Source organism: Kitasatospora sp. NPDC051914, assembly GCF_040680995.1.
Lineage (GTDB): Bacteria > Actinomycetota > Actinomycetes > Streptomycetales > Streptomycetaceae > Kitasatospora.
In genome coordinates, this window is sequence record NZ_JBFAXX010000002.1 from 1 (window position 1) to 16,628 (window position 16,628).

Annotated in this window: 11 protein-coding genes; 5 read left to right on the forward strand and 6 right to left on the reverse strand. The window is 74.3% G+C overall.

The window, feature by feature from the left end; genetic code table 11:
• Positions 1 to 275: 275 nt before the first annotated feature.
• From AB0M03_RS02130 to trpS, 3 genes are all read right to left on the reverse strand, one after another.
• Complete coding sequence (locus AB0M03_RS02130) at positions 276 to 962, reverse strand: nucleoside/nucleotide kinase family protein (protein WP_363487411.1); 687 nt, start codon at positions 960 to 962, stop codon at positions 276 to 278.
• 249 nt (positions 963 to 1,211) lie between these two features.
• Entirely contained in the window at positions 1,212 to 2,192 is a 981-nt protein-coding gene (locus tag AB0M03_RS02135; RefSeq protein ID WP_363487413.1) for an LD-carboxypeptidase, read from the reverse strand.
• A 135-nt stretch (positions 2,193 to 2,327) separates the two neighbouring features.
• Positions 2,328 to 3,350, reverse strand: a complete 1,023-nt coding sequence (gene trpS, locus AB0M03_RS02140; protein ID WP_363487415.1) for a tryptophan--tRNA ligase — start codon at positions 3,348 to 3,350, stop codon at positions 2,328 to 2,330.
• 329 nt (positions 3,351 to 3,679) lie between these two features.
• Between trpS and AB0M03_RS02145 the strand changes: the two genes are divergently transcribed.
• Positions 3,680 to 4,528, forward strand: coding sequence for a hypothetical protein (locus AB0M03_RS02145; RefSeq protein ID WP_363487417.1), 849 nt, complete (start codon positions 3,680 to 3,682; stop codon positions 4,526 to 4,528).
• A gap of 33 nt (positions 4,529 to 4,561) precedes the next feature.
• Here the strand turns inward: AB0M03_RS02145 and AB0M03_RS02150 are convergent, their stop codons facing one another.
• Positions 4,562 to 5,194, reverse strand: a complete 633-nt coding sequence (locus AB0M03_RS02150) for an NUDIX domain-containing protein (protein WP_363487419.1) — start codon at positions 5,192 to 5,194, stop codon at positions 4,562 to 4,564.
• Positions 5,195 to 5,343: 149 nt separating this feature from the next.
• Between AB0M03_RS02150 and AB0M03_RS02155 the strand changes: the two genes are divergently transcribed.
• Complete coding sequence (locus tag AB0M03_RS02155) at positions 5,344 to 6,228, forward strand: ATP-grasp domain-containing protein (protein ID WP_363487421.1); 885 nt, start codon at positions 5,344 to 5,346, stop codon at positions 6,226 to 6,228.
• 101 nt (positions 6,229 to 6,329) lie between these two features.
• Here the strand turns inward: AB0M03_RS02155 and AB0M03_RS02160 are convergent, their stop codons facing one another.
• Entirely contained in the window at positions 6,330 to 10,253 is a 3,924-nt protein-coding gene (locus tag AB0M03_RS02160) for an ABC transporter ATP-binding protein (RefSeq protein ID WP_363487423.1), read from the reverse strand.
• Between the two features lie 220 nt (positions 10,254 to 10,473).
• Entirely contained in the window at positions 10,474 to 11,181 is a 708-nt protein-coding gene (locus AB0M03_RS02165) for a TetR/AcrR family transcriptional regulator (RefSeq protein ID WP_363487425.1), read from the reverse strand.
• Between the two features lie 130 nt (positions 11,182 to 11,311).
• On the opposite strand from AB0M03_RS02165, the gene AB0M03_RS02170 reads away from it, so the two are divergent.
• The 3 genes from AB0M03_RS02170 to AB0M03_RS02180 all read left to right on the forward strand — a co-directional run bounded on the left by AB0M03_RS02170 (position 11,312) and on the right by AB0M03_RS02180 (position 16,594).
• The gene (locus AB0M03_RS02170; RefSeq protein WP_363487427.1) at positions 11,312 to 13,033 is read left to right on the forward strand and encodes a carboxyl transferase domain-containing protein; all 1,722 of its coding nucleotides are present in this window, start codon (positions 11,312 to 11,314) and stop codon (positions 13,031 to 13,033) included.
• Positions 13,034 to 13,352: 319 nt separating this feature from the next.
• Positions 13,353 to 15,593 carry a biotin carboxylase N-terminal domain-containing protein gene (locus AB0M03_RS02175; RefSeq protein WP_363487429.1) on the forward strand — a complete coding sequence of 747 codons (2,241 nt, stop codon included), beginning with the start codon at positions 13,353 to 13,355 and terminating at the stop codon, positions 15,591 to 15,593.
• Positions 15,594 to 15,640: 47 nt separating this feature from the next.
• A complete protein-coding gene (locus AB0M03_RS02180; protein WP_363487749.1) occupies positions 15,641 to 16,594 on the forward strand; it encodes a hydroxymethylglutaryl-CoA lyase in 954 nt (317 codons plus the stop codon).
• Positions 16,595 to 16,628: the final 34 nt, after the last annotated feature.

Here is a 16,628-nt window from a genome sequence, read left to right on the forward strand (position 1 = left end):
CAGTGCTCTTCGCCGACTTGCTTTCTCCACCGCTTTGCCGGAACCGACCTGACGGCCCGTCCGACGTTTCAAACCTTAGCCGATCCCCGCTCCGAAAAGCGAATCCGGCGCCGGCCCGAACACCATCCCCGAAAACGCGCACACCGAATTCGCACCGAGACGCGACGGCACGCAGCACGACGCGACCCAGCCCGAGCCGGGAAGTGATGTTTCGGAGGATTGGCCGCCCCGGGACCGTCCGCGCAGATGCGTGTCCGGTGCTCCCTGCCGAGCGGCTAGAGAACACTACGCCCATCGGTGGTCGGAGGCAAATCCGTCACTCGGACGGACCAGGTGCAGGCGGCGCGGCCGGCCTTCACGTACTCGCCGTTGGGGTGGTCGTTGGCGGCTGTCCGCAGGGCGGCCGCCTGGTGGTCCTGGCCTCCGGCGGTGTGCCGCTCGATCAGGCGGCGGTGGCGGAGGGCGTCGTCCGCGTGGACGTACCAGAGCTCTCGGAGCAGGCCGCGGACTGCTGTCCAAGGGGCGTCGGGCGAGGCCAGGTAATTGCCCTCGGTGACGACCAGGCGGGTGTGCGGCCTGACGACGTGGCGGGCAGCGACCGGTTCGTCGAGTGCCCGGTCGAAGTCCGGCACATAGATGTCGTTGAATCGCTCGTTCGCGACCCGGTGGAGCAGGGCCACATATCCGGCCGCGTCGAACGTCTCGGGCGCGCCCTTCCGTGCGCGCAGACCGAGGCGGTCGAGCTGGGCGTTGGCGAGGTGGAATCCGTCGAGCGGGAGGTACGCGGCTGCGTCGGGGCCCTCCTCGCGCACGATCTCTGCGACGAGGTGCCGGGCCAGCGTCGACTTGCCCGCGGCGGGCGGGCCTGCCAGCCCGAGGATCACGCGCCCGGTGGCACTCCCGGGCCCCTTCAGGAGCTGCAGCGCCCGCTCGACCGTCGAGCGCGACGATGCCTCCGTCACGGCCCCGCCAAGCAGATCCACGCCATCGGGACGGTCCGAGGACTGGTCCGAGGGCCGGTCCGAGCGGCGGTCGGACGAACGACCCGGAGAACGATCGGGAGAGCGGTCCGGCGTGCGGTCCCCGTGTACGTCTACGTGCATGGGCGCACCCTACTCACGCTTCGGTCCGGCAGGCACGAAGCACGCACCCGGGCGCCCCGCCGGTGCCGCCCCATGCCCCGCAGACCGGCCGCAGACCGGCCTCGGGAGCTACGCGTCGGGCTCGCCGAGCACCGGTTCGTCGAGGGTGAGCGTGCCGGCGTCCGCGTCCAGGACGGCCGGCACGCCGAGGGGCACGGTGAGGCTGGTCGGCCCGTGGCCGAAGCCGAGCTCCCAGATCACCGGGACGCCCAGCGGGGCGAGCCGGTCGAGCATGACCTCGCGGACGAGGTCCAGGGGGCCGCAGCCCTCCCAGGAGCCCAGGGCGATTCCGGCGACGCCGTCGAGCGCGCCGGTGCGGAGCAGCTGGGTGAGGGTCCGGTCGAGCCGGTACGGCAGCTCGTTGACGTCCTCCAGGAGCAGGATGGTGCCGGCGAAGGAGTTCCTGGCGCTGGGGGCGCCGCGGTCGGTGGCCAGGAGGGCGGCGCAGCCGCCGGCGGTGGTTCCGGCTGCCCGGCCCGGGACGAGGGGTTCGGCCGTGGCGGAGGTGAGGATGCGGGTGGTGGCCGGTTCGAAGAGGGTGCGGCGGAGGTGCTCGGCGGTGGCCGGGTCTCCGAGGAAGGCGGCTGCGGTGCCCATCGGGCCGTAGAGGGTGGGCAGGCCGAGGCGGAGGCAGACGGCTTCGTGGAGGACGGTGACGTCGCTGAAGCCGACGAGGATCTTCGGGGGCGCGGTGCGCAGCTCGTCCCAGTCGATCAGGTCGACCATGCGCTGGACGCCGTAGCCGCCGCGGGCGCAGATGACGGCGGCGGTGCCGGGGTCGAGCCAGGCCCGGCGGAAGTCCGCGGCGCGGTCGGCGTCGGTGCCGGCGAGGTAGCCGTGGACGGGGTGGCGGTCGAGGAGGTGTTCGCCGGGGGCGACCTCCAGGCCCCAGGAGCGCAGCAGGGCGGTGCCGTCTGCGAGGCGTTGCGGGTCGATCGGGCCGCTGGGGGCGACCAGGGCCACACGGTCGCCCGCGGTCAGGCGGCGGGGGCGTCGGGCCGGGGAGGGGTGGCGGCGGTGTGCGGATTCGTCGGTCGTCAGCTGATCCATCGACAGGTTCTCCCCCGTGGTGACCGGTTCGCCTGCTCACGGTATTCCCCGGTGCGGGGATGGAGTGATCCACCCCCGCACCGGGAATGCGTGCGGGCCACCCGCTCACCGGGAACGGCTCCTCTTCACGCGGTTTCACGCGGTGCCCATCGCTTCGCGGACCTCCGCGAGGGTGGTGTCGGCCACCTTGTTGGCGCGCTCGTTGCCGTTGCGCAGGACGTCCCGCAGGAATCCCCGGTCGGCGGCGAGTTCGGCGCGGCGGGCCCTGATGGGCCGGAAGTACTCGTTGACGGCTTCGGTGACGAGGCGTTTGAGTGCTGCGGCCCCGCGGTCGCCGATCTCCTCGGCGACGTCCTCGGGTGTGCGGTCCAGGCAGAGGGCGGCGAGCTGCAGGAGGCCGGCGACGCCGGGGCGGTGCTCCGGGTCGTGGCTGATGCGGCGGTCGGCGTCGGTGGTGGCGGCGCGGAGGAGGCGGGCGGTGTCGTCCTCGGTGGCGCCGAGCGGGACGGCGTTGCCGCGGCTCTTGCTCATCTTGCCGCCGTCGGTGCCGAGGAGCAGCGGTGCTGCGGAGAGCAGTGCCTCGGGCTGCGGGAAGACGGGGCCGTAGCGCTCGTTGAAGCGGCGGGCGACGGTGCGGGTGGTTTCCAGGTGCGGGATCTGGTCCTGGCCGACGGGGACGAGGTCCGCCTTGCAGAAGAGGATGTCGGCGGCCTGGTGGACGGGGTAGGTGAACATGAGTCCGCTGACGGTGGAGCGGCCGGAGTGCGCGATCTCGTCCTTCACGGTGGGGTTGCGGCCGAGTTCGGCGACGCTGACCAGGCTGAGGAAGGGCAGTAGGAGCTGGTTGAGGGCCGGGACGGCGCTGTGGGCGAAGACCGTGGCGCGGTCGGGGTCGATGCCGGCGGCCAGGTAGTCGAGGACGAGGTTCTCGGCGTGCTCGGCCGGATTGTCGGCGCGGTCCCGGTCGGTGAGGACCTGGTAGTCGGCGACGACGACGAAGAGTTCGACGCCGAGGCGCTGGAGTTCGACCCGGTTCTGCAGGGTGCCGAAGTAGTGGCCCAGGTGGAGCGGACCGGTCGGCCGGTCTCCGGTGAGGACGCGGTGGTGCCCGGGGTTGCGGCGGATCCGGTCGGCGGTGGTCGAGTCGGTGGTGGTCAAGGGGTGCTCCTCGGTGGTCGGTGGGTGCGCCGTCCGCCGGGGCGCCTGCCGTCCGCGAGGTGCGGGAACGCAGCAGGGCCGTCCGTGCGGACGGCCCTGTGGTCGTGCGTGAGGGGTGGCCGTCCCTAGGACGGCCGCCAGCTCAGGCACGGCTGCTGCTTCATGGAGGCCAGGGTACCTGCTCGTGTGCGGCCTTCCGGCAGGGATTTCCGGCGGGCGAGCGGGTACACGCACAGGGGCCGGCGGGGCCGGCGGACGGGCCGGGTCCGCGCGGTCGACACATCGTGGATCGGCCTGGCCGCCAAGGTCCGTGTGCGGCAGGATCGTTCATGCCGCAGACCGAAGGGCACGCACCGATGACCTCGCTCGACCAGCCAGCGTCCGACCGCTCGTCCGGTGGAGCCGTCCCGGCGGGGCCGACGCCTGCCGGGGACGGCCCCGCCGAGCCGGGTGGTGATCCGACCGCGGTCCGGTTGCTGGCCGGGCTCGCGAGCCGACTGCGCGGTGCGTACGAGCAGGGGGCGGGCCTGGCCGAGTTGGCGGCGGCCTGCCATCGGCCGGAGGCGGATGTGCGGCGGCTGCTGGAGGAGGCCGGCGCCGATCTCGTCGCGCCGCGGGCGCCGGGCGAAGGACACCGGGTCGGGGGCAACAGGGGCGACGGCGGCAGTGCCGGTGCCGCCGACCGTACGGAGGCGAGCAGGAACGTCGGCGCCGCCGGCAGCGGCGACGGCAGCCGACAGTTGCGGCGGGCGCGGCGGCCCGTGCCGTCCCGGCGCCTGCGGCGGCTCCACCCCCGTCCGCCCGAGCGGCTGGAGGCGTGGCGTGCCAGTGGTGCGGGCCGCGCGGGGCAGGCCCATGACGGCGCCGACGGGGAGGGCGGCACACCGCTCGGGATACTGATCGGCGGTTCGGCACCGGCGGCCGCGGCCGGCCCGCGGGAGCCGGAACGGGTCACGGCGAAGCTCGTCCGGCTGGGTGCCGGGACCTGCCTGGTGGTGCTGCCCGCGTGGCGGGAGGCGATCGCCGTGGCCGTGCCGACCGAGCGGCTGCTCGCCTCCACCGGGCTCGCTGCGGACGAACTGGCGGCTGCCTGCCTGACCGTGCTGATCAACCCGGATGCGCTGCACGACCGCGACCTCGCGCTGCACGGCTGGCAGGCGGAGCCGCCGCGGCAGTGAACCGGTCGGCTCCGCCCGTCAGGTGGTGTCGTGTCAGCCGGGCAGCTCGGCCGCGGCCCGGAGCGGAGGGTCCTCGGGGCGGCTGTTGGGGGTGCCCTGCGGCACATGGCCGAGGTGCACCGGCTCCACGGCCGACAGGTCGAGTACGGCCTCCGGGCCGGGTGCGGCCGGTGCGCGGAGGGCGGCCAGGAGGGCGGGGAGCTGCGGGGGCCACAGTGCGTCGGCGTCGGCGGCCGCCAGTTCCTCCGGCGTCCACCAGCGCCAGTCCAGGATGCCGTCGACGCGGTGCACGTGGCTGACGTCGCCGACGGGGCCGCGGCGCGGGCCGGTGGCCAGGAAGACGTGCTCGTGCTGGCGGACGGGGATGCCGTGCCAGGTGAAGTCGTGCTCCCAGGTGCAGAGCAGGGGGCCGGGCTCGATGTCCGTCCAGCCGGTCTCCTCGGACAGTTCGCGGCGGGCGCCGACCAGCGGTGACTCGCCGTCCTCGATGCCGCCGCCGGGCATCGTCCAGTGGACGCCGACCTCGGCGTTGTCGCTGCGGAGCAGGAAGACGGAGCCGTCCGGGGCGAGGACGACGGTGCGTGCCGCTCTCCGCGGCATCCGTCCGTCGGGGGTGGGAGCGGGTCGGGTGTTCCCTCGTCCGAGGAGTCGTCGCAGCTTGGACATCGGATCACCCTGGCACGCGGTGCGGGGTGTGTCGACCGAATTCGGCGGGCTCCAGGGGCAGTCCGAACGGTGGACACCGGCACGTTCGTCCCCCGACGGGTGGTGCGCAGCGGGGTGCGCGCCGCCGTGTGCGCCGTACGCTGTGGGCCATGACCACGCCGGCCGTCCTGGTGCCCACCGACCCGCTGTTTCCGCGGAGGCCCGACCCGCACTACGTGTGGGAGACGCAGGTGGTGCGCGACCTGGGTGGCACCTGTGTCCTGCTCGACCACGACGCGCTCGTCGCGGGCGACGCGCAGGGGGCGGTGCGCCTCGTCCCCGGCGGGGTCGGGCCGCTCTGGTACCGCGGCTGGATGGTCGGCGTCCCCGCGTACCAGGCGCTGGCGGCTGCCCTGGCCGAGCGGGGTGGCACCCTGCTGACCACGCCGGCCGGTTACGCCGATGCGCACGAACTGCCCGGCTGGTACGGGGTGTTCGAGGGTGCGACGCCGGACAGTCGGTGGCTGTCCGGACCCGGGCTGCCCTCCGCCGACGACCTGGCCGGCCTGGCGCTCGGGCTGGGCGGGAGCGGCCCCGCGGTGGTCAAGGACTTCGTGAAGTCCCGCAAGTACGAGTGGGAGGAGGCCTGCTTCGTCCCGGATCTCGCGGACATCGACGGGCTGTGCCGGGTGGTGGCGCGATTCGTCGAGCTGCAGGACGGCGCCCCGGAGGGCGGGATCGTGCTGCGGCGTTACGAGGAGTTCGTCCGGGATGCGCAGGGGCGGGCCGTGGAGGCCCGGGTGTGGTGGGTGGACGGTGTGCCGGTGCTGCGCGGTCCGCATCCGGACTCGGCTCCGGGGCCCGCACCGGACGCGGACCTGTCGGAGGTCGGGCCGCTGGTGCGCAGCCTGGGCTGCCGGTTCGTCAGCACCGACCTGGCGCGACGGGCGGACGGTTCGGGGTGGCGGGTGGTCGAGGTCGGCGACGGGCAGGTGAGCGACCTGCCGCGGGGCGCCGACGCGGCATCGCTGTTCGCGGCGCTGATGGCGGTCTGAGCCGGCAGGACCCGGACCGGCCGAGGGCCTGCCGGGGTACGGGGCCTGCTCGGACAGAATCCTGCGCGCAGGTCGCCGTACCCCGGGGCGGTCCGGTGGACTCAGCCGACCGGGGTCGGGCGGCCGTCGGAGACGAAGGCCTGCCAGAGCCGGTGGTAGACGCCGCCGTGGGCGAGCAGGTCGGCGTGCGTGCCGTCCTCCACGATCCGGCCGTGGTCGAGGACGACGATCCGGTCGGCGCGCTCGGCGGTGGTGAGCCGGTGCGCGATGACCAGGGTGGTCCGGCCGCCGGTGAGTCGGTCGGCGGCCTGGTTGACGGCGGCCTCACTGGCGAGGTCGAGGGCGGCGGTGGCCTCGTCGAGCAGCAGGATGTCCGGGTCGACGAGTTCGGCGCGGGCGAGGGCGATCAGCTGGCGCTGGCCCGCGGAGAGGTTCCGTCCGCGCGGGGCGACCTCGTGCTCGTAGCCGCCGGAGAGTCCGAGGATCATGTCGTGTGCGCCGACCGCCCGGGCGGCGGCCTCGACCTCGGCGCGGGTGGCTTCGGGCCGGCCGTAGGCGATCGCCTCGTGAATGCTGCCGGCGAAGAGGTACGCCTCCTGCGGGACGACGCCGAGGCGGTGGCGGTACTGGGCGAGGTCGAAGGCGGTGACGTCGGTGCCGTCGATGCTGACGGTGCCGCCGGTGGCGTCGTAGAACCGGGCGACCAGCTTGACCAGGGTCGACTTGCCCGCGCCGGTCTCACCGACCAGCGCGACGGTCTGGCCGGCCGGGATGTGCAGGTCGATGCCGCTGAGCACGTCGGGCCGGATCTCGCCGTCCCCGTTGTAGGCGAAGCTCACGCCGTCCAGCCGGATGTCGCCCTTGAGCCGGCGCACCGGCACGCTCGACTCGCTCTCGGGGGTGCTGGTCGGGGTGCGCAGCAATTCGCGGATGCGGCCGAGGCTCACACTCGCCTGCTGGTAGCCGTCGAACACCTGGGAGAGCTGGTTGACCGGTGCGAAGAACAGGTCGATGTAGAGCAGGTAGGCGACCAGGGCGCCGATGGTGAGGGTGCCGGCGTCGACCCGGGCGGCGCCGGCGATCAGCACCAGGGCCGAGGCGACGCTGGAGAGGAACTGGACGAACGGGAAGTACAGCGAGATGTAGAGCTGGGCGCGGGCCCGTGCGTCGCGGTACTCCAGGCCGCGGGCGACGAACCGGGCGGTGTTGACGTCCTGGCGGCGGAACGCCTGGACGATCCGCATGCCGGCGACGTTCTCCTGCAGGTCGGCGTTGACCGTCGAGATCAGGTCGCGGGAGATCTGGTACTGGGCGGTGGACTTGCGGCGGAAGACCAGGGTGGCCACGGCCAGGACGGGCAGGACGGCGAAGACCACCAGGGCGAGGCCGGCGTCGAGGATCAGCAGGGCGGCGAAGATGCCGAAGAAGGTGAGCAGGCTGACCACGGCGGTGACGACACCGGTCTGCAGGAAGGTCGAGATCGAGTCGACGTCGGTGGTCATCCGGGTCATGATCCGGCCGGTGAGCTCGCGCTCGAAGTAGTCGAGGCCGAGTCGGTTGAGGTGCGCGAATATCTTCAGCCGCAGGGTGTAGAGGACGCGTTCGCCGGTGCGTCCGCTCACCCTGGTCTCGGCGCTCTGCACTCCCCAGTCGAGCAGGACGACGATCAGTGCGGCCAGGGCGGCGACGGTGACGCCGGTCATGGCGGCCTTGCTGACGCCGTCGTCGATGCCGTGCCGGATCAGGATCGGCAGGGTGAGCCCGGCGGCGGTGTCCAGGGAGACGAGCAGCAGGGCGAGCGCCAGCGGGCCGCGGAAGGGTGCGAGCAGCCGGCGGAGGCTGAAGTTCGGGTCTCCGGCCTCGGCGTCCTCGGCCTTGATGTCGGGGGTGTCGGTGGCCGGCCGGAGTGCGGCGACCTTGGCGAGCAGGTCGGCGTCGGCGGCGGGCTTGCCGGCCGCCGCTGCGCCGGTGCGGCCGGCGGCGTCGGCTGCTGCCGGGGCCGGGGCCGTTCCGGCGAGGGTGTCGGTGCCGGTGGCCGGCCGGGAGCCGGCGGTGGTGTCGGCGGCCTGTGCGGAGCGGGCGTCCGCGGTGGCGGCGTCGGCCTCGGAGTCGGCCGCGTCCGGGTCGGTGATCAGGGCCCGGTAGAGGGGACAGCGGGCGTCGAGCTCTTCGTGGGTGCCGATGTCGACCAGGCGGCCGCGTTCGAGTACGGCGATCCGGTCGGCGAGCTGCAGGGTGGAGCGCCGGTGGGCGATGAGCAGGGTGGTGCGGCCGGCCATCACGGAGCGCAGCGCCCCGAAGATCTCGGCCTCGACCTGCGGGTCGACGGCGGAGGTCGCGTCGTCCAGGAGCAGGATGCCGGGGTCGGTGAGGATCGCGCGGGCGAGTGCGATCCGCTGGCGCTGGCCGCCGGAGAGGGTGAGGCCCTGCTCGCCGACCTTGGTGTCGTAGCCGTCCGGGAGCTCCCGGACGAAGCCGTCGGCCTGGGCGACCCGGGCGGCGGCCTCGATCTGTGCGTCGGTGGCCTCGGGGTGCCCGTACGCGATGTTGGTGCGGACGCTCTCGGAGAACAGGAAGCTGTCCTCGGGGACGATGCCGACGGCGGCGCGCAGCGAGTCCAGGGTGATGTCGCGCAGGTCGTGGCCGTGCAGCCGGACGGCGCCGGCCATCGGGTCGTAGAAGCGCGGGACGAGCTGGGCGACGGTGGACTTGCCGGAGCCGGAGGCCCCGACCAGGGCGAGCGTCTCGCCGGGGGCGAGGCTGAGGCTGAGCCCGTCGAGCACGGGGACGGCGTCCTCGTGGCCCTCGTAGTGGAAGTCGACCCGGTCGAGTTCGAGGGCGGGGGTGCCCGGTGCGGAGGGGGCCGAGGCCGCTGTGCCGGGGGCGGGGCTGCCGGCGGTGGTCTCGCCGAGCGGGAGCGGGCGGGCGTCGGGCCGTTCCTGGACGTGCGGGCGCTGGTCGATCAGCTGGAGGACGCGCTCCACGCCGGCCCGGGCCTGCTGGCCGACGGTGATCACCATGGCGAGCATCCGGACGGGGCCGGTCAGCTGGGCGACGTAGGTGGAGAAGGCGACGAAGGTGCCGAGCGAGACCTTGCCCTGGACGGCCAGCCAGCCGCCGAGGGCGAGCACGGCGACCTGGGCGAGTGCCGGGACGGCCTGCATGGCCGGGGTGTAGCGGCTGTTCAGCCGGATCGAGCGGAGCCGGGCGGCGTACAGGCCGCGGGAGGCCTTCTCCAGCTTGGCGCGTTCCTGGGCCTCCTGGCCGAAGCCCTTCACCACCCGGACGCCGCCGACGGCCGCGTCCACCACGCCGGCGACCGCTGCGGCCTCCTGCTGCGCGGCCCAGGTCGCCGGGAAGAGCCGCTTGCGGCTGAGGGCGGCGCACCACCACAGGACGGGGGCCATGACCAGGGCGATCACGGTGAGCGGCAGCGAGAGCCAGAGCATGACCACCAGGGACATGCAGAACATCAGGAAGTAGCCGGTCATCATCGGCAGCATCGAGAGCAGGCCGTTGATGAGCTGGAGGTCGGAGGTGGCGCGGCCGACGACCTGCCCGGTGTCGAGCCGGTCCTGGCGGCGGCCGTCGAGCCGGGTGAGCGACTTGAAGAGGTCCGCGCGCAGGTCGTGCTGGACGTCGAGGGCGAGCTGGCCGCCGTAGTAGCGGCGGATCTGCGCACAGACGAAGACCAGGACGGCGGCGAGCAGCAGGACGACGGCCCAGGGGGCGAGCGGGCGGCTGTGCGCGGTGATGACGTCGTCGATGATCAGCTTGGTGATCAGCGGGACGACGGCGCTGACGGCCATGCCGACGAGCGAGGCGCCGAAGGCGAGCAGCACGTTGCGGCGGTAGCGCCAGGAGTAGCCGACCAGGCGGCGGAGCCAGTGGGAGTCGTCCGGGGAGGCCGTGGCGGCACTGCCCGTGTCGTCCGGAGGTGTGCTCCCGTCGGCGGATCTGCCGGAGCGGCGGCGCAGGGTGGCCTTGCCGGACCGGCTGCTCTGAGGATCGGCGTTCCGGGACATCTCCGCAGTAGAACCATGAGTCTCAGGCATATTTAGGGATACTAACCATTCGGCTCGACCGCCGTCCATCGCGTTTCGACGGACGCCCGGGAGGCTCAACGACATGCCGCCGGGGAACCTTCCCGACGCCTTCCAGGGTCGCCGACGCACTCGCCGGGACGCACGGGCCGAGCGGCCGGACGGGCCTCCGGCGCTGGTCCTACTCCCTCACCCGCACGGCCTACGCCGCGCCCTCCTCGGCCGCAGGACCGGGTGCGGCGGCGGCACCCGGGGCGACCACCGCACCCGAGGCGGCGCTCTCGGCGGCCGCGGCGAACGCACCCTGGGCCAGGCTGTGCAGCAGGGCGGCCATGGCGTCGCGGGGCAGTCCCGAACGGTCGCTCTGCGCGGAGTGCGGCGCGGCGCTGTGCGGGGTGGAGTTGAGCAGGCCGAACACCGCGTGCACGGCCGCACGGGCCAGCGGCTCCGCACCCGGGGCGGCGAGCGCCGGGAACGCCCCGCGGACGACGCCGACCCACAGTTCGACGTAGCCGCGCTGCAGGCGGCGGACCCGCCGGCGGTCCTCCTCCTTCAAATGGAGCAGTTCCCGGTCGTGCAGGATGATCAGATCCCGGTCGTCCAGGGCGAAGTCCACGTGCCCGCCGATCAGGGCGTCCAGGGCGCCGGAGGGGCCGCCCACGCCCTCGGCCTCGCCGGCCCGGCGCCGCCCCTCCTCCAGCAGGCGCTCGCTGATGCCCACCAGCAGGTCGGCGAGCATGGCGTCCTTGCCGGAGAAGTGCCGGTACAGGCCGGGGCCGCTGATGCCGACCGCCTTGCCGATCTCGTCCACTCCCACCCCGAGGAAGCCCCGCGCGGCGAAGAGGCGCGCGGCCTCCTTGCGGATCTGGTCGCGGCGTGGGAGCGCGGAGGCTGCTGGCACGTTCGGCATGCTGCCCATCGTAGACAGCCGGGTTAAGGGCGGTTAACCTGACGGCAGGAGTTAACGCTCATTAACCTCTGGGCAGCGGACTCATCCGTCCGCATGCCCGCTCGGCTCCGAGGGCAAGGGAGCTCTTGGGATGGTCCTCTCATCCATTGGATCTGCCGTCGGCCCGGCGGCCGGCCGGCTCACCGGCCCGGCCGCCGGCACCGAACCGCGCAACGCCTTCGACGGCGCAGCCGCGGCGCCGGCACCGCGGCTGGAATCCGCGGCCGATCCCGGCTCCGCCGCGTACCGGGCCAACGAGGCCGCGCACCGGGAACTGGTGGACGAGCTGCGCAGCAAGCTCGGCGCGGCCGCCCTGGGCGGCGGTGCCAAGGCCCGCGCCCGGCACACCGCCCGCGGCAAGCTGCTCCCGCGCGACCGCGTGGACACCCTGCTCGACCCGGGCTCGCCCTTCCTGGAGCTGTGCCCGCTGGCCGCCGACGGCCTGTACGACGGCACGGCCCCGGCCGCGGGCGTGATCGCCGGCATCGGCCGGGTGGCCGGCCGCGAGGTGGTCGTCGTCGCCAACGACGCGACCGTCAAGGGCGGCACCTACTACCCGATGACGGTCAAGAAGCACCTGCGTGCGCAGGAGGTGGCCCTGGAGAACCGGCTGCCCTGCGTCTACCTGGTGGACTCCGGCGGCGCCTTCCTGCCGATGCAGGACGAGGTGTTCCCCGACCGCGACCACTTCGGCCGCATCTTCTACAACCAGGCCCGGCTCTCCGCCGCCGGCATCCCGCAGATCGCGGCCGTGCTCGGCTCCTGCACGGCCGGCGGCGCCTACGTGCCGGCCATGAGCGACCAGGCCGTCATCGTCCGCAACCAGGGCACGATCTTCCTCGGCGGTCCCCCGCTGGTGAAGGCGGCCACCGGCGAGGTCGTCACCGCGGAGGAGCTGGGCGGCGGCGAGCTGCACTCCAAGACCTCCGGCGTCACCGACCACCTGGCCGAGGACGACGCGCACGCCCTGTCGATCGTCCGCACCATCGTCGCCGGGCTCGGCCCCCGCACCCCCGCGCCGTGGCAGCTCGCCCCGGTGGAGGCGCCCGCGGTGGACCCGGCCGGCCTGTACGGTGCGGTGCCGGTGGACCCGCGCACCCCGTACGACGTGCGCGAGGTGATCGCGCGCCTGGTGGACGGCAGCCGGTTCGCCGAGTTCAAGGCGGAGTACGGGCAGACGCTGGTGACCGGCTTCGCCCGCATCCACGGCCACCCGGTGGGCATCGTCGCCAACAACGGCGTGCTCTTCGCCGAGTCCGCGCTCAAGGGCGCGCACTTCATCGAGCTGTGCGACCAGCGGGGCATCCCCCTCCTCTTCCTGCAGAACATCACCGGCTTCATGGTGGGCCGCCAGTACGAGGCGGGCGGCATCGCCAAGCACGGCGCCAAGATGGTGACGGCCGTGGCCTGCACCCGGGTGCCCAAGCTGACGGTGGTCATCGGCGGCTCGTACGGCGCCGGCAACTACTCGATGTGCGGTCGGGCGTACTCGCCGCGGTTCCTGTGGATGTGGCCGGGCGCCAAGATCTCGGTGATGGGCGGCGAGCAGGCCGCGTCGGTGCTCGCGACCGTGCGCCGCGACCAGTTCGAGGCCCAGGGCGAGGACTGGCCGGCCGAGGCGGAGGAGGAGTTCAAGCGCCCCGTCCGCGAGCAGTACGAGCGGCAGGGCAACGCCTACTACGCCACCGCCCGGCTCTGGGACGACGGCGTGATCGACCCGATGGAGACCCGGACCGCCCTCGGTCTGGCGCTCACCGCCTGCGCCAACGCACCGCTCGCCGAGCCGCGCCCGTACGGCGTCTTCCGGATGTGAGCCGTGGCGGCGGGCCGGGACACTGCGGACACCGCGGTCCGGCCTGCCGCCGCGGTGATCCGGCGCAGCGCGGCCGCTCGGCGGTCGGGCCGCACCGGGCGCCGGCGCACCGCGGTCGCCGACCGCGCCGCAGGCCTCGGAATCGCCGCACTGCAGTCACCGCCCTCCACAGCAGCACCACCCGCCGCAGCACCACCCGCCGCCGTCGGCCCGGCGGGCCCGCCGCACTCGGGAGCGGCCGTCCCCGGACGGCAGCCCCGCCGGATCCGCCTCGGCCGCACCGACCGCGCCCACCCCTCGACCCGGAGGAAGACCTCCCATGTTCGACACCGTTCTGGTCGCCAACCGGGGTGAGATCGCCCTCCGGGTGATCCGCACCCTGCGGCGGCTCGGCATCCGCTCCGTCGCCGTGCACAGCGACGCGGACGCCGACGCCCCGCACGTCCGCGCCGCCGACCTCGCCGTCCGGCTGGGCCCGGAGGGGCACAGCGACAGCTCGGCGGCGGAGACCTACCTGCGGACCGACCTGCTGCTGGCCGCCGCGCGGCGCACGGGCGCCCAGGCCGTGCACCCGGGCTACGGCTTCCTCGCGGAGAACCCCGGCTTCGCGCGGGCGTGCGCCGACGCGGGCCTGGTGTTCATCGGCCCGCCGCCGACCGCGGTCGAGCTCATGGGCGACAAGATCAACGCCAAGGAGGCCGTCCGCGTCGCGGGCGTGCCGGTGGTGCCCGGCAGCCAGGGCGGCTCCCCGAGCGACGCGGAACTCGTCGCGGCCGCGGAGACGATCGGCTACCCGGTGCTGCTCAAGCCGTCCGCGGGCGGCGGCGGCAAGGGCATGCGCCTGGTCCGCGAACCCGCCGATCTCCCGACCGAGATCGACGCGGCACGCCGGGTGGCCCGGACCGCGTTCGGCGACGACACCCTGCTGCTGGAGCGCTGGGTCGACCGCCCGCGCCACATCGAGGTGCAGGTCCTCGCGGACGCGCACGGCGCCACGGTGCACCTCGGCGAGCGCGAGTGCAGCCTGCAGCGCCGCCACCAGAAGCTGATCGAAGAGGCTCCCTCCGTTCTGCTCAACGAGGAGACCCGGGCGGCCATGGGTGCGGCGGCCGTGCGGGCCGCCGAGGCCTGCGGTTACACCGGCGCCGGCACGGTGGAGTTCATCGTGCCCGGCCTGGAGCCCGGTGCGGCCGTACCCGAGGGCGTCCTCGACTTCTTCTTCATGGAGATGAACACGCGCCTCCAGGTGGAGCACCCGGTCACCGAGCTCGCGATCGCCGTGCGCGCGCAGGGCGGTGGCGAGCCGCAGCGGCTCGACCTCGTCGAGTGGCAGCTGCGGGTGGCGGCGGGCGAGGCGCTGCCGTTCGAGCAGTCCGACATCTCCTTCCAGGGCCACGCGATCGAGGCCCGGATCTGCGCCGAGGACCCCGACCGCGACTTCCTGCCGACCGGCGGGCGCATCCTCCGGCTGGAGGAGCCCGTCGGCGAGGGCATCCGGGTGGACTCCGGCGTCGCGGCCGGCACCGAGGTCGGCAGCCTGTACGACCCGATGCTGGCGAAGGTGATCGCGTACGGGCCCGACCGCCCGACCGCGCTCCGCCGGCTGCGTGCCGCGCTGGCGGACACCCGCATCCTGGGTGTCACCACCAACACCGGCTTCCTGCGGCGACTGCTCGCACACCCCGAGGTCGCCGCCGGCCGGCTCGACACCGGGCTGGTGGAGCGGACCACCCAGCAGACCCCCGTACTGCTGAGCTCCCCGTACACCCGCACCGGTGCCGACACCGCGGACACCGTCGGTACCGACGCCGCCGGCCCCGGGTCGGACGCGGACGCCTCCCCGGACCTGCTGCCCGTCGCCGCCGCACTCGTGCGGCAGCTGGACCTCGCCCCCGCCGCCGTGCCGGGCGGCTGGACGGACCCGTACTCCCTCCCTTCCGGGTGGCGCCTGGGCGGCGCGGCCGCCTGGACCGCCCACCGACTGCGGCTCGCCGGCCGCGAGCCCGTCACCGTACTGGTACGACCGATCGTGCCCGGCACCGTGGCCGAACCGACCGACAATCCGTCACCGACCGCGTCCGACCTGCAGGTGCGGGTCGGCGACGGCCCCGTGCGGCGGGCCCGGGCCGCCCGCAGCGGTGACCGTCTGCACATCTCCGTGGACGGTCTGCAGACGACGTTCGCACACACCACCGACAACGGGCCCGCGGGCCGGGTCGACTGGCTCGCCGTGGACGGCGACGCCTGGGCGGTGCACTCCCACGACCCGGTGGCGGACCGCGCCGCCGGGGGCGGCGCCCACCACGGCGCCCTGACCGCGCCCATGCCGGGCACCGTCACCGTGGTCAAGGCCGCGGTCGGCGAGCGGGTGACCCGCGGTCAGACCCTGCTGGTCCTGGAGGCCATGAAGATGGAACACGTGATCGCGGCGCCGCACGACGGCACCGTCAGCGAGCTGCGGGCCGCCGCGGGCTCGACCGTGGCCATGGACGAACTGCTGGCCGTCGTCGCGGCGGCCGAGGAGGGCGGCGCGGCCGCCGTCGGCGAGGTGGCGTCGTGACCGCGGAGCAGCAGGAGGCGGGCGCCGCCGCGGCGGAGCCCGGAGTGCTGGAGCTCGGCCTGCCCGACCCGGTCCGGGACCCGTCGCTGCCGGCCCGGGTGCGCATCCACGAGGTCGGCCCGCGGGACGGCCTGCAGAACGAGAGCGCGCTCGTCCCGGTGGAGGTGAAGGCCGAGTTCGTCGCCCGGCTGGCGGCCGCCGGCCTGCGCACGGTCGAGGCGACCAGCTTCGTCCACCCGAAGTGGGTGCCGCAGCTGGCCGACGCCGAGGAGCTGATGCCCCGCCTGGCCGGGCTGACCGACCGGTACCCGGGCCTGCGGCTGCCGGTGCTGGTGCCGAACGAGCGCGGGCTCGACCGGGCACTCGCGCACCGCGCGGCCGACGTGGCGGTCTTCGCCAGCGCCACCGAGACCTTCGCCAGACGGAACCTCAACCGGTCCGCCGACGAGGCCATGGCGATGTTCCGCCCGGTCGTGGAGCGGGCCGCCGACGCGGGCGTGCCCGTCCGCGGCTACCTCTCGATGTGCTTCGGCGACCCCTGGGAGGGTCCCGTGCCGGCGGCGCAGGTGATCGGCTTCGGCCTGCGCCTGCTGGAGATGGGCTGCGCCGAGCTGAGCCTCGGCGACACCATCGGCACCGCCACCCCCGGCCAGGTCACCGCCCTGCTGGCGGGCTTCGCGGAGGCCGGCGTGCCGATGGAGCGGCTCGCCGTCCACTTCCACGACACGTACGGTCAGGCGCTGGCCAACACGCTCGCCGCGCTGCGGTCCGGCGTGACCGTCGTGGACGCCTCCGCGGGCGGCCTCGGCGGCTGCCCGTACGCCAAGAGCGCCACCGGCAACCTGGCCACCGAGGACCTCGTGTGGATGCTCCACGGCCTCGGCATCGACACCGGCGTCGACCTGGGCGCCCTGGCCGCCACCAGCGGCTGGATGGCCCGGCAGCTCGGCCGCCCCAGCCAGTCGCGGACCGTCCGGGCACTGCTCGGCCCGTCCGCCTGACACACCCCGTCAACACCGTCATCACACCGGCCCG